Annotated in this window: 11 protein-coding genes; 4 read left to right on the top strand and 7 right to left on the bottom strand. The window is 72.5% G+C overall.

Going from position 1 to position 12843, the window contains the following annotated elements; all coding sequences use genetic code 11:
• Positions 1-343: 343 nt before the first annotated feature.
• Positions 344-778 carry a PepSY domain-containing protein gene (locus AB0M28_RS27575; protein WP_365410498.1) on the bottom strand — a complete coding sequence of 145 codons (435 nt, stop codon included), beginning with the start codon at positions 776-778 and terminating at the stop codon, positions 344-346.
• A gap of 130 nt (positions 779-908) precedes the next feature.
• Between AB0M28_RS27575 and AB0M28_RS27570 the strand changes: the two genes are divergently transcribed.
• Both AB0M28_RS27570 and AB0M28_RS27565 read left to right on the top strand, forming a co-directional pair.
• Positions 909-1583, top strand: coding sequence for a response regulator transcription factor (locus AB0M28_RS27570; RefSeq protein ID WP_365410495.1), 675 nt, complete (start codon positions 909-911; stop codon positions 1581-1583).
• On the top strand, positions 1576-3045 hold the full coding sequence (locus AB0M28_RS27565) for a HAMP domain-containing sensor histidine kinase (protein ID WP_365410492.1): 1470 nt from the start codon (positions 1576-1578) through the stop codon (positions 3043-3045). Before AB0M28_RS27570 ends, AB0M28_RS27565 begins: the two co-directional genes overlap by 8 nt.
• A gap of 15 nt (positions 3046-3060) precedes the next feature.
• Here AB0M28_RS27565 and AB0M28_RS27560 read toward each other — a convergent pair whose 3' ends face one another.
• The 5 genes from AB0M28_RS27560 to AB0M28_RS27540 all read right to left on the bottom strand — a co-directional run bounded on the left by AB0M28_RS27560 (position 3061) and on the right by AB0M28_RS27540 (position 6142).
• Positions 3061-3546, bottom strand: a complete 486-nt coding sequence (locus AB0M28_RS27560) for a MarR family transcriptional regulator (RefSeq protein ID WP_365410504.1) — start codon at positions 3544-3546, stop codon at positions 3061-3063.
• 111 nt (positions 3547-3657) lie between these two features.
• Positions 3658-4413 (bottom strand): AIM24 family protein, encoded by a 756-nt coding sequence (locus AB0M28_RS27555; protein WP_365410489.1) that lies wholly within the window; start codon positions 4411-4413, stop codon positions 3658-3660.
• Positions 4410-5060, bottom strand: coding sequence for an AIM24 family protein (locus tag AB0M28_RS27550; RefSeq protein ID WP_365410486.1), 651 nt, complete (start codon positions 5058-5060; stop codon positions 4410-4412). Before AB0M28_RS27550 ends, AB0M28_RS27555 begins: the two co-directional genes overlap by 4 nt.
• Positions 5060-5698: an AIM24 family protein gene (locus tag AB0M28_RS27545; RefSeq protein ID WP_365410483.1), complete on the bottom strand. Its 639-nt coding sequence runs from the start codon at positions 5696-5698 to the stop codon at positions 5060-5062. The genes AB0M28_RS27550 and AB0M28_RS27545 overlap by 1 nt, the downstream gene beginning before the upstream one ends.
• A gap of 99 nt (positions 5699-5797) precedes the next feature.
• The gene (locus tag AB0M28_RS27540; protein ID WP_365410480.1) at positions 5798-6142 is read right to left on the bottom strand and encodes a DUF3817 domain-containing protein; all 345 of its coding nucleotides are present in this window, start codon (positions 6140-6142) and stop codon (positions 5798-5800) included.
• 1119 nt (positions 6143-7261) lie between these two features.
• Here AB0M28_RS27540 and AB0M28_RS27535 point away from each other — a divergent pair.
• Positions 7262-9010 (top strand): cellulose synthase catalytic subunit, encoded by a 1749-nt coding sequence (locus tag AB0M28_RS27535; protein ID WP_365410477.1) that lies wholly within the window; start codon positions 7262-7264, stop codon positions 9008-9010.
• A 2-nt stretch (positions 9011-9012) separates the two neighbouring features.
• Complete coding sequence (locus AB0M28_RS27530; RefSeq protein WP_365410474.1) at positions 9013-10941, top strand: kelch motif-containing protein; 1929 nt, start codon at positions 9013-9015, stop codon at positions 10939-10941.
• A 720-nt stretch (positions 10942-11661) separates the two neighbouring features.
• Here AB0M28_RS27530 and AB0M28_RS27525 read toward each other — a convergent pair.
• Positions 11662-12744, bottom strand: coding sequence for a glycoside hydrolase family 6 protein (locus AB0M28_RS27525; RefSeq protein WP_365410471.1), 1083 nt, complete (start codon positions 12742-12744; stop codon positions 11662-11664).
• Positions 12745-12843: the final 99 nt, after the last annotated feature.

Genomic DNA, 12843 nt, shown 5'->3' with positions numbered 1-12843 from the left:
CGTCCCTGGACCCGGAACTGGCCGCCGCACCCCTGGACTCGGGCACCAGACCACGCACGCTCACCCACCCGCTGGCCAAGCTCCTCTCGCCGGGAGCCCGTTCCCCGGCGGGTGCCTCCTCGCCGGACGCCTGTTCTCCAGACGGTGCCTCCTCGCCGGACGCCTGTCCTCCGGCTGGTGGCCGCTGCGCGCCGGCCCGCTCCCCGGCTGGTGTCCCCTGTGCGCCGGGGGTTGCCGCGGCCGGCTCGCCGTCGGCTCCGGGGCGGGGCGGGACCGGGCTCTCGAAGCTGGTCATAGCATCCAATCTCCGGGATGCCGGGCGCCCCGCAACTCGGACGGGCCGTCAGTCGTGGTCCCGCTCCTGGGACGTGACCGCGCCGCTGTCCGCGTCGACCTTCACCTCGTACCAGTGGCCGTCCCGGCCGAGGACGTCGACCTCCCAGGCGTTCCGGCCGTCGTCGTCCAGCTCCGCGGACTCCACGAGACCCGGGCGGGCCTTCAGCGCGGTGTCGACGGCCTGCGCGGCGGTGACGGAGGCGGCGCGGACGGCGGCGGCGTCACGGGAGTCGTCGTCGCGGCGGTCGTCGTCGCCGTGGTCGTCGCGGCCGTCGTCGTCCCGTCCGCGGTCGTCCCGGCCGCCGCCGTCGTCGTCCTGAGCCCTCTCCCCGGCCTGCTCCGTCCGCAAACCGCCGTCGCTCCCGGACGCGGCGACGGCGGTGACGGTGCCCCCCGCGACGGCCACGGCGGCGACGGCGGCGATGACGAGGTTGCGCTTCATGGGTTTCCTCCGGTTCGGTCCGTTCCCCGCCGGGTCCGGCGGCGACGCGGCCCATGATGCGGAGCCGTTGCTGAAGGGGTCCTGAAGGACCCTGAAGGGTTCTTCAGGAACGCTTTGCCACCCTGGTGGCATGCGACTGCTGATCGTCGAGGACGAACAGAGGCTGGCCCGCTCCCTCGCCCGGGGGCTCACCGCCGAGGGCTTCGCCGTGGACGTCGTCCACGACGGGGCGGAGGGACTGCACCGGGCGACCACGGTGGACTACGACCTGATCGTGCTCGACATCATGCTCCCCCGCATGAACGGCTACCGGGTCTGCTCCGCCCTGCGCGCGGCGGGCGACGAGACCCCGATCCTGATGCTCACCGCCAAGGACGGCGAGTACGACGAGGCCGAGGGCCTGGACACGGGCGCCGACGACTATCTGACGAAGCCGTTCAGCTACGTCGTCCTGCTGGCCAGGATCCGGGCCCTGCTGCGGCGCCGGGCCCGGGGCGCCTCCCCCGTGCTGCGCGCGGGCGCGCTGACGCTGGACCCGGCGGCGCGGCGGGTGCTGCTGCACGGCGCGGAGATCGCCCTGACCACCAAGGAGTTCTCCGTGCTGGAGGTGCTCGCGCGCCGCCCCGGGGAGGTCGTCTCCAAGGCCGGGATCCTCGACCACGTCTGGGACTTCGCCTACGACGGCGACCCGAACATCGTCGAGGTCTACGTCAGCGCCCTGCGCCGCAAGCTCGGCCCGGGCCTGATCCGGACCGTGCGCGGGGCCGGCTACCGGCTGGACGGGCAGGCGGCCACCGATGCGTAGGGCGTTCGGCTCGGTACGGTCGCGGGCCGCGCTCGGCGCCACCGGCGTGGTCGCGCTGGCGCTGGTCGCCGCGGGGATCGCCGTCCTGCTCGCGCTGCGCGTCAACCTGCACGACCAGGCGGGGCTGCAGGCGGAGCTGGACGCCCGGGAGGTGGCCGGCGAGCTGGCGACCGGCGTCGCGCCCGGGTCCCTGCAGCTCGACGAGGACACGCCGGTGGCGGTGCTCGACGGGGCGGGCCGGTACGTCCGTACGAGCCCCGGGCTGGAGCGGATCGACGGCGCCGGGGACGCGGACGGCACCGTCGCGGCAGGTCCGTCCGCCGCCCCGCCGGCATCACCGTCACCGTCACCGTCGGCGTCGGCGTCGGCGGACCGGCACGGCGGCCGGGGCGAGGACGACGACGATGACGACGACGCCCCCGCCGACCCCGGCCGCGGCGAGGTGGCCGGCGAGGCGGCGTACGGCGACGGCTGGGCCGAGACGGACGGCGAGCGGGCCGACTACCGTTTCGCGGGGCTGGACGCGACGGCCCCGGACGGTCGGACGTACACCGTGTGGGCGGGGGCGCCCCTGGACACCGAGCAGTCCGCGGTCGGGTCCGTCGCCCGCTCCATGCTGACCGGGCTGCCGCTGGTGCTCGCCGTGGTGGCCGGGGTGACCTGGCTGGTGACGCGGCGGGCGCTGCGCCCGGTGGAGGGCATCCGCGCCGAGATGGCCGCGATCACCGCCTCCACCGACCTCACCCGCCGGGTGCCCGAGCCGGCCACCCATGACGAGGTGGCGCGGCTGGCCCGGACGACCAACGAGACCCTGGCCGCGCTGGAGGCTTCGGTGGAGCGCCAGCGCCGGTTCGTCGCGGACGCCTCGCACGAGCTGCGCAGCCCGGTCGCCTCGCTGCGTACGCAGCTGGAGGTGGGCGCCGCCCATCCGGACCTGCTCGACCTCGACGGCGCGGTCGCCGACACCGTACGGCTGCAGCATCTGGCGGCGGACCTGCTGCTGCTCGCGCGGCTGGACGCGGGCGAGGCGCCGGCCGCCGGGCCGGTCGCGCTCGACGAGCTGGTACGCGAGGAGACGCTGCGGCGCCCGGAGGTCACCGCGGGCCGGGTGCAGCCGGTGTCCGTGCCCGGATCGCGCGGACAGCTGGCGCGGGTGCTGGCCAACCTGCTGGACAACGCGGTGCGCCACGCCGCGCGCGAGGTGTCGGTGTCCCTGGCCCGCGACGGCGGCCGGGCCGTGCTGGAGGTGGCCGACGACGGGCCGGGGGTGCCGCCCGCCGACCGGGAGCGGATCTTCGAGCGCTTCGTCCGGCTCGACGACGCCCGCAGCCGCGACGACGGCGGCGCGGGGCTCGGGCTCGCCATCTGCCGGGACGTCGTCGAACGGCACGGCGGCACGGTGACGGTGGGCCGGTCGGCCGCCGGCGGGGCGTCCTTCACGGTCCGGCTGCCGGCGGTCTGACCTCGCCGTACGCGCTCAGACCTGGCCGCGCCGCTCCCGCAGATGGGCGGCGACCGGGGTGAGCGAATCACGCAGGGTCTGCAGCTGCTCGGCGGTCATTATGTCGATGAAGTGACGCCGTACGGAGGCCACATGGTGCGGCGCGACGCGCTGCATCAGCTGCCAGCCGGCGTCGGTGAGCACGGCGTACAGCCCGCGCCGGTCCGACTCGCAGGCGTCCCGGCGGACCAGCCCCGCGGCCTCCATCCGGGTCACCTGGTGCGACAGCCGGCTCTTCGACTGCAGCGTGGCCGTGGCGAGATCGCTCATCCGCATCCGCCGGCCCTCGGACTCCGAGAGGTTGACCAGGATCTCGTAGTCGTTGTTGGTCAGCCCGAAAGGCTGCAGGTCCCGCTCCAGCTGGTACATGAGCAGCTTGTTGACCTCGAGCTGGGTGCGCCAAGCGCACTGCTCGGTGTCGCTGAGCCAGCGGGGGCCGTCGGGGGACTCGGCGGACGTCATCGCGGTGTATCTGTCCAATCCTTGAATTGCGGACAACAACCAGCGTAGGCACCCGGCCGGGCGCACGCCTGGGCGCACGTTCGACCGGTGCCCCTCACCGCCGAGTATGGCTCACAAACCGAAGCGCCTCTGCAAGTCGCCCAGCTGTCCCGGCAGTCGCGGAACGCCGGGTTGACCCTGACCGGGCACGCCCGCCTGCTGCGGGGTGGCCCCGGTCGGCCGTTCGGCCATCAGGGTCTCGCTCGACTGCAGCAGCACCGTGCCCGCGCCGATGAACTCGAACTGGTGCTCCTCGCCGGAGACCCCGCCGACGCCGGTCATCCGCCGCAGTCCGCCCACCACGCCCCGCAGGTACTGGTGGTCGTAGTGGTGGCAGGGCGCCGGGCAGTCCGCCCAGCCGACCAGCGCCTGCGGGTCGACCCGGATCGGCGGCTCCACGAACTCCACCGGCCCGTTGGAGGCGGCCACGAACTTCCCCGTACCGAGGAGGGTGAGGAAGCCCGGGATGATCGACTGCTTCAGCGACAGCGACGGCTCGAACGCCAGCAGGTTCCCCGACCGGATGGTGAGGTTGCCGTTGTCGAGGTCGAAGGAGTTGACGTCGAAGGCGCGGTCGGCGAGCAGCATCTTGCCGCTGCCCTCGGCGACCACCCAGTCCGAGGCGTGCAGCGGCGAGTGGAAGCTGGTGGCGACGAGCCGGTCCAGCCGCCCGTGCCCGATCCCGTCGAAGGAGATCTGCCCGTAGTAGGCGATCATCTTCCCCTTCTGCAGGAACCACTGCCCCTTTACATCCACGCTAAAGGTGTAGTTGTTGACGTTGTCATTGCTGGGCAGCGTGTTGACGTCGTGGATGACGGGACCGGTCACAGTTTCTCCTCGGACGCCTGGACGTACACCGTGCCGCTGCCGGACAGCTCCAGCTGGAACGCCTCGCCGGAGCCGCGGCCCACCATGTCGCGCCAGCCGAGTGCGGTGGAGAGCTTGTTGCGTACGTCGCCGCGGTGCGCGACGTAGGCCTGGGGGTCGACGTGGACCGGGCGCTGGGGCGTGATCGGCAGCTCGATCACGCCGCCGTGCGCCATCACGGCGACGGCGCCCTTGCCCTTCAGGGTCGTGGTGAACAGCCCCTGCCCGGTGACCTGGCCGCGCACCATGCCCATCACGCCGCCCTGGGAGCCCATGAACATGGTCCCCTGCTGCAGCGAGCCGTCGAACGCGAGCAGCCGGTCGGCCTCGACGTAGAGGGTGTCCCCGTTCAGCTCGACCACGTGCACATGGTGGCCGCCGTGCCCGAACAGCACGGAGCCGCTGCCCTCGACGGTCATCAGCGGCGTCGCCTCGCCGGCCACCCGGCGGCCGATCATCGACGCGATGCCGCCCTGGCCGCCCTGGATGTTGGGGGTGAAGCTCACCTCGCCCGTGTACGCGAGCATGGCGCCGCGCTGGCTGAACATCCGCTGCCCGGGTACGACCTGGGCGCGCACCATCTTGGAGTTGACGGACTGGAACGGCATCACACATCGCCCCCGATGGTGTTGCGCTCGCTGGGCTGGACGTAGACCAGTCCGTCGCCCTCGAAGCGGATCTGGAACGCCTCGCCGCCGCCTTCGCCTATGACGGTGCGGAAGTTGATGCCCGACTGGAAGTGCTGCTGCAGATTGCCCTGGTGGGCGATGTACGCGCCCGGGTCGACCTGCAGCGGCAGTCCGGGGGCCACGCGCAGCACGACGGCGGGGCCGTCGGACATGATGGCGGCCTGGCCGGTCCCCTCCACGGTCGTGGTGAACAGCCCGTTCCCCTGGGCCGCGCCGCGCATGCCGGTGAAGCTGGTGCCGGTGCGCAGGCCGCCGTCGGTGCACAGCAGATTGCTGGCCTCGACGTACAGCTTGTCGCCCTGCAGCTGGACGAGGTTGATCTCGCTCGCCCGGTCGGCGAAGTAGCAGGTCCCCTGCCCCTTCACCTCCATCACGGTCATCTGCTCGCCGGTCAGGCGGCGGGTGACCATCCCCCGGACCCCCTCGCCCCCGCCGCTGAGCTTCTTGAAGGCCATCTGGCCGTCGTACGCGACCATCGCCCCGTTTTTCGCCTTGACGGTGTCGCCGTGGAGATCGACGGCGAGCACCTTGCTCCCCTGGAGCCTGAACTGAGCCACGGCCCGACGCTAGCGCCGGGGGTACGGCCTTGGCCAGGGGCCTCGGGGTGCTGTGGGGGATGCCTCAGGGTCGTCCCGGGGACGGCTCCGCCTCGGGGGCTACGCCTCGGCGGGGACGTCCGCGCGGCCGTGCGCGGCGACGACGGCGTCCTCGGTCTCCCGGCGGAGCATCCGGTCGGCGAAGAACCCGCCGGTGGGCAGCACGGAGAGCACGAACAGGACGACGGGGCGCTTGAGGGGCCACTTCGCCCGGTTCCAGGCGTCGGCGAGGAAGACGAGGAAGAGCACCACGAGCACGCCGTGGACGGGGCCCATGACGGGTACGGCGTCGAAGTCGGTGGTCCGCTTCAGCACGGAGCAGGTCAGGAGCAGCAGGAACGACACGGCCTCGATGAGGGAGACGAGGCGCAGTCGGTGCAGGGCGGAGGCGGTCTTGAGATCCACGGTTTGCCTTCGATCGAGGTCGCTTGTGCGCCGCTTCACAAACGGCCCCCCCATTGTGCCAGCCCCCCGCAAACCCCTCGCGGGGGCACCCCCACCCACCCCACCGCGGGGGGGCTCCGCCCCCGACCCCCACGCTCCCCAGTCCCACACCAGCGGCTTAGCCCCTGGCCCCCTCCGGCTCCAGTCCCGCTGCGGGGGCTCCGCCCCCGACCCCCCGTCGCGGGCTACGCCCGCATCGCGCCTACGGCGCTCGTCCTCAAACGCCGGACAGGCTGAAATCGCCCCCGGCCACCACCGACCAGGGCCGCCTCCCGACAGGCCCGGGTCGCTGCCCGACGGGCCCGGGTTACCTCCCGACAGGCCCGGGTCGGTACCCGACGGGGGCCGGGTCGCCTGTTGCCGGCGACCTGACGCAGCACCGAGGGGACGCACCCCAGCCCGTCCGGCGCTTGAGGACTTCGGGCGAAGCCCGAAACGCGCCGCAGGCGCCCGCGCGACCCAACCACAGCCCGGCCGGCGCTTGAGGCCGAGGCGCGCAGCGCCGATACGCCGGTGACACCGGCACGCGTCGAGCCCGGGCAAAACCAGCCCGTCCGGCGCTTGAGGACTTCGGGCGGAGCCCGAAACGCGCCGCAGGCGCCAGCGCGACGCACCCCAGCCCGGCCGGCGCCTGAGGCCGAGGCGCGCAGCGCCGACACGCCGGTCACACCGGCACACGTCGAGCCCACGCAAAACCAGCCCGTCCGGCGCTTGAGGACTTCGGGCGGAGCCCGAAGCGCGCCGCAGGCGCCCGCGCGACGCACCACAGCCCGGCCGGCGTTTGAGGCCGAGGCGCGCAGCGCCGACACGCCGGTGACACCGGCACGCGTCGAGCCCGGGCAGACCCCCGAGGCGAAGCCTCGATCGCGGCAAAGCGCCCACGAACGGACCCGCTTGAGTTGAGATACGCCGATACGTCCACTTTTGTGGACCTGTGTAGATCGTCGAACCATCGGAGGGATCGTGCGGCCGGAGGGCGATGAAAGGGCATCCGCTACCGGTCGGGGAGGCTACGACTACGAGACGTACAGCCGCCTCGCCGGCCCCCTGACAGAACCGGACCCCGCGGAGGCGTACCGCGTGCGGACCCGGAGCCTGCTCTCGGGGGAGCCCCACCGAATACGAGCCATCGCCCTCATGGCCGTGGCCCCGTCGCTCTCCCTGGTACTGCTGCTGTACCTGGTCTGGCCCAGCCACTGGACCAGCCGCGAGGGCGCCCCCACCTGGCTGCTCGTCGCCGACGCCGTGATGCTGATCGCGATCTTCCTGATCGAGAGCTTCCGCCTCGTGAACGTCGTCTCGATCGCCCACGCCACGATGGTCGCCTGCGACCCCGTCCCGGTGACCCCGCGGCAGGGCACCCGCGTCGCGTTCCTGACGACGTACGTCCCGGGCAAGGAACCGATCGCGATGGTCCGCGCGACCCTCGAGGGCGCCACCCGACTGACCCACGACGGCCCCCTCGACATCTGGCTCCTCGACGAGGGCGACGACGACGAGGCCCGAACGCTCTGCGCGGAGCTGGGCGTACGCCACTTCACCCGCAGGGGCGTCCCCGAGTGGAACCGGCCCGAGGGCGCCTACCGCGCGAAGACCAAGCACGGCAACTACAACGCCTGGCTCGTGGCCCACGGCGACGACTACGAGTACTTCGCGTCCGTCGACACCGACCACGTACCGCTGCCGAACTTCCTGGAGCGGATGCTCGGCTACTTCCGCGACGACGACGTCGCCTTCGTCGTCGGCCCGCAGGTCTACGGCAACTACGAGACCCCGGTCACCAAGCTCGCCGAGAGCCAGCAGTTCCTCTTCCACGCCCTGATCCAGCGCGCGGGCAACCACTACGGCTCCCCCATGTTCGTCGGCACGAACAACGCCGTACGCGTGGCCGCGCTCAAGGAGATCGGCGGACTGCAGGACTCGATCACCGAGGACATGGCCACCGGCTTCGAACTCCACCGCAGCAGGAACCCGCGCACCGGCCGGCACTGGAAGTCCGTCTACACCCCGGACGTACTCGCCGTCGGCGAGGGCCCCGAGTCCTGGACCGACTTCTTCACCCAGCAGATGCGGTGGAGCCGCGGCACCTACGAGACGTGGTTCCGGCAGTACTGGAAGCAGCCCCTGCGGATGCCGCTCAAGCGGCTGTGGAGCTACTCCCTGATGCTGGTCTACTACCCGATGACGGCGGTGAACTGGTTCATCGGCGCCCTGTCCTGCGTGCTGTTCCTGTGGCTCGGCGCCTCCGGCACCCAGGTGCCCGCCTCGGTCTGGCTGATGCTCTACAGCGACGCCGCCGCGGCCCAGATCGGCCTGTACCTGTGGAACCGGCGCCACAACGTCTCCCCCCACGAGCCCGAGGGCTCGGGCGGCGTGGGCGGCATGCTGATGTCGGCGATGTCGGCGCCGGTGTATCTGAAGTCCTTCAAGGCGGCACTGCTGCGCAGACCGTCGAGGTTCGTCGTCACCCCGAAGGGCGGGACCGCGAGCGCCGACCGGCTGGCGACGTTCCGGATCCATCTGTTCTGGGTGGCCGTGCTGGGCGTGTCGTTCCTGGCGTCCGTCGTCCTCGGCAACACCCATGCGGCGATGCGCACCTGGGCGGCGCTGGCCCTGCTCATCGCCCTCGCCCCGACCGCGATCTGGGCCTGGTCGGAGTACGCCGGCCGGCGCCGCGCGAGGGCGGCCGGACCCGCCGAGGGCCGCCCCGCGCCGCGGCCGGGCACGGCGTCCACCGCCGCGCCGGCGTCGGCCTCCGCGTCGGCGTCCGCCTCTGCCTCCGCGTCCGCCTCCGCCTCTGCCACGTCCATGTCCTCAGGAGGGAACTGACCATGCCGTACCGGCCCACCAAGCGGGTGAAGAAGGCACTGATGGGCACGGGGGTCGTCCTCGTACTCGCGGGGCTCAACGCCCCGGCGGCGATCGGTTTCGCGTCGGAGCAGTACCACGACTACCGAATAGCCCAGCCCGCGTACAAGGCCCGGTACGGCTCGTGGCAGCTGATGAACACCCCCGGCGGCTACCGGCTGAACGCCATCCACGCCTCCCTGCTGCACACCGGAAAGGTGCTGCTGATCGCGGGATCCGGCAACGACCGGCGGCAGTTCGACGCCGGCACCTTCACCACGGTGCTGTGGGATCCGAAGGACAACAGCTACCGGAAGGTCAAGACCCCGGCCGACCTCTTCTGCGCCGGCCACACCCAGCTCGGCGACGGCAGACTGCTGGTGGCAGGCGGCACCGCCCGCTACGAGCGCCTCGGCGGCGACGTGGAACGGGCCGGCGGCCGGATGCTCGTGAAGAACGAGGACCCCGACAAGCCGATGCGCCTGGCGAAGGGCACCCGGTTCATATCCCCCTCCGGTCTGACGTACCACTCGATGACGGCGGTCACCGTCCCCGCCGCGAAGAAGACCGGCACGGGTACGAGGACGAAGGTGACGGCCGCGGAGACCACCGTCTTCGTGGAGGCGGAGAAGAAGGGGCGGAAGTTCGTCAACGGCGTGCACGCCCAGTACGAGATCGAGGGGCTGCGCGGCGCGGACGCCGACAACGTCTACGGGCTGGCCCAGAAACTCACCATGGACAAGCAGGACTTCCAGGGGATCAAGGACGCCTACGAGTTCGACCCGGTGAAGGAGGAGTACGTCCGGGTCGACCCGATGGCGAAGGCCCGCTGGTACCCGACGCTGGTCACCCTCGCGGACGGCAGGGTGCTGTCCGTCTCCGGCCTCGACGACGTCGGCGAGATCCTGTACGGGGACAACGAGATCTACGACCCGAAGACCAAGAAGTGGTCCAAGGGCCCGAACCGCTACTTCCCGACGTACCCCGCGCTCTTCCTCACCAAGGGCGGCAAGCTCTTCTACTCCGGCGCCAACGCCGGCTACGGGCCGGCGGAGCGCGGGCGCGTCCCCGGGCTCTGGGACCTGAAGAAGAACACCTTCGAGCCCGTCCCCGGCATGACCGACCCGGACCAGCTGGAGACCGCGGGCTCGCTGCTGCTGCCGCCGGCGCAGGACCAGAAGGTCATGGTCCTCGGCGGGGGCGGTGTCGGTGAGTCGAAGAAGTCGACGAAGCGCACGACGATCGTCGACCTCACCACCTCCGACCCCGTCTACCGGGACGGGCCGGACCTCCCCGAGCGCACGCGCTACCTCAACAGCGTGATCCTGCCGGACGACTCGGTCTTCACCACCGGCGGCTCGAGGGACTACCGCGGGCGCAGCGCCAGCAACGTCCTCAAGGCGCAGTTCTACGACCCCGGCTCGAACTCCTTCCGGCAGGCCGCGGATCCGGTGGTGGGCCGGAACTACCACACCGAGGCGCTGCTGCTGCCCGACGGGCGGGTCGCGGTCTTCGGCTCCGACTCGCTCTTCTCCGACAAGGGCAACACCCGGCAGGGCACCTTCGAGCAGCGGATCGAGGTGTACGAGCCGCCGTACCTCCACCACAAGGACATCGCCAAGCGGCCGGTGATCGGTGACGGGCCGCAGCGGCCGTCGGTGGGCGGGAAGGCGACGTACGAGGTGAAGGGCGCGTCGCGGGTGTCGAAGGTCCGGCTGCTGCGGCCCAGCTCGGTCACGCACGTCACGGACGTCGAACAGCGCTCGGTCCAGCTCGACTTCACCAAGCGCGGCGGCACGGTGACGGTGAAGATCCCGTCGGACCGCTCCCTGGTCCCACCCGGCTGGTACATGCTGACGATGACAGACACCGAGGGCCTCCCCTCGGAAGCCAAGTGGGTCCACCTCCCCTGACCCCCCAGCGGAACACCCGGGGCCCCGGCCCCCGGCCCCCACGGGAAGGGCCGCCCACCCCATCCACCAAACACAAGGGCTCCGCCCCGCACCCCATGCGACGAGCGCTCGACCCCGGCGACCATCTCCGGGGCTCCGCCCCGAACCCCGTCACAGAGGGCGCCCGCCCCACACGGTCAGCCCCGGGGCTCCGCCCCAAACCCCACGGGGTCCTGCTCTCGGGACTCCGCCCCGAACCGTGATGAAGAAGCAACTGCCCCAGGCGGCGAACACCGGGCTCCGCCGCGCACCCGGCAGGTAGCGCGCTCGCCTCGCCCTGTGGCTCCGGGGCTCCGCCCCGGACCCCCGCGCAGCGGCCGCTCGCCTCAGGCGGTCGCCCGCGGCTCCGCGCCCCGCGGAGACCGCACTCACCCCAGCCAGTCAGCCGACGGCTCCGCCCCGGACCCCCACGCAAAGGCTGCTCGCCTCAGGTGGTAAGCCCGGGGCTCCGCGCACGAGTGCTGCGGAGAGGGCGCCACCCCAACCCGTAAGCCCGGACGCGGCCCCGGGCCCCCGAGGCCACCCAACCCACCCCGCACGGCAACAGCGACCACGGCCAGGTGGCGGCCCGACCCGACCCCCATCCCCACGGCGACCGTGGCCCCGCCGGGCGGCGACCCGACCCCGCGCCCCCGCGGGGTCAAGCGGTGTGTCCGCACCAGGGCCGGGGGGGGAGGGGCCCTACTCCCCCTCCCGCTCGTTTTCCTCCGCCGCGCGTGCGAGGCCGAGGGCGTACTCCGGCCACCACGTGCCCGCCGCGGGGCCGCCGCGGCACTTGCCGTCCGAGTCGCCGGGGCGTTTGATCCACAGGTACGCGTCGACCAGCGGGTCGCCCGTGTCCGTGGACGGCGGGGTGCCCAGGGCGCGGCCCGGGGGGTTGCACCACGTGGCCTCGCGGTCGGCGAGCGGGCCGTTGCCGTTGCGGCTGGTGTCGATGACGAAGTGCTTGCCGCCGAGCAGCTTCGACAGCTCACGGCCGTAGCGGCGGCTGTCGTCGGTGGTCTGGAAGTTGGAGACGTTCAGCGAGAAGCCGTCCGCCTCCTTGATGCCCGACTCCCACATCCGCCGGGCGAGGAAGCCCGTGTCGTGGTTCCAGGCGGAGTTGCCCGCGTCCAGATAGACCTTGACGCCCGGCCGCTCCTTCAGCCGCCGCACGGCCTCGCCGAGCATCTCCTGGCGCTCGCCGTGGTACTCCTTCGGCGTGCAGCCGTCCTCCATGTGCGGGACGGCGTCCGGCTCCAGGACCACGAGGGCCTTGTCGTCGCCGACGATGTTGTCCGTGAAGGCGCCGATCCAGCGCTGGTACGCGGCCCGGTCGGCCGCACCGCCCGCCGAGTGCTGACCGCAGTCGCGGCGGGGGATGTTGTACGCCACGAGCACCGCCGTACGGCCGGCCCGCGCCGCGCCCTGCACGTGCGCCAGCACCTCCGGACCGACCTGGTTCTCGTCCCCGGACGGCCAGACGGCCATGGGCTGCTCGGCGATCCGCCGCAGCAGCCGCGCGTCGCCGGCCCGTCCCGCCGCCTCCCAGTCCCGGACCTGCCGGGCGGCGTCGCTGTCCGGATCCGCCCAGAACGGCGTCTCGTTGCGCACGGCCCGCGCTGCGGCCTGCTCGGCGCCGATCGCGGGCGACCGGACGGGCGACCGGACGGCGGCCGCCGGTACGGAGTCCGGTTCGCCGGGGGTGGAGCACCCGGTGGTGGGGGCTGCGGCGACGATCAGCGCCAGGCTGATCAGGGCGGTGGGGAGGGTACGTCCTGACATCCAGGTTCCCTGGGCGAGGCGGGTGATATGGCTTGATCGTTACATGGATCCCCTACCTCCGCATCGGGCGTCTTCCCGCTGTATGGGTGAATCCGGTGG

The sequence above is a fragment of the Streptomyces sp. NPDC051940 genome, from assembly GCF_040680895.1.
Taxonomy (GTDB): domain Bacteria; phylum Actinomycetota; class Actinomycetes; order Streptomycetales; family Streptomycetaceae; genus Streptomyces.
Note: the sequence above shows the minus strand (reverse complement) of the source record. Positions and strands in the feature narration are given on the sequence as shown.

Bases quoted from the DNA above. Each gene is read 5' to 3' on its own strand.
- AB0M28_RS27565 (WP_365410492.1), top strand. From the start codon at position 1,576: ATGCGTAGGGCGTTCGGCTCGGTACGGTCGCGGGCCGCGCTCGGCGCC.
- AB0M28_RS27570 (WP_365410495.1), top strand. From the start codon at position 909: ATGCGACTGCTGATCGTCGAGGACGAACAGAGGCTGGCCCGCTCCCTC.
- AB0M28_RS27560 (WP_365410504.1), bottom strand. From the start codon at position 3,546: ATGACGTCCGCCGAGTCCCCCGACGGCCCCCGCTGGCTCAGCGACACC.
- AB0M28_RS27530 (WP_365410474.1), top strand. From the start codon at position 9,013: ATGCCGTACCGGCCCACCAAGCGGGTGAAGAAGGCACTGATGGGCACG.
- AB0M28_RS27525 (WP_365410471.1), bottom strand. From the start codon at position 12,744: ATGTCAGGACGTACCCTCCCCACCGCCCTGATCAGCCTGGCGCTGATC.
- AB0M28_RS27575 (WP_365410498.1), bottom strand. From the start codon at position 778: ATGAAGCGCAACCTCGTCATCGCCGCCGTCGCCGCCGTGGCCGTCGCG.
- AB0M28_RS27550 (WP_365410486.1), bottom strand. From the start codon at position 5,060: ATGCCGTTCCAGTCCGTCAACTCCAAGATGGTGCGCGCCCAGGTCGTA.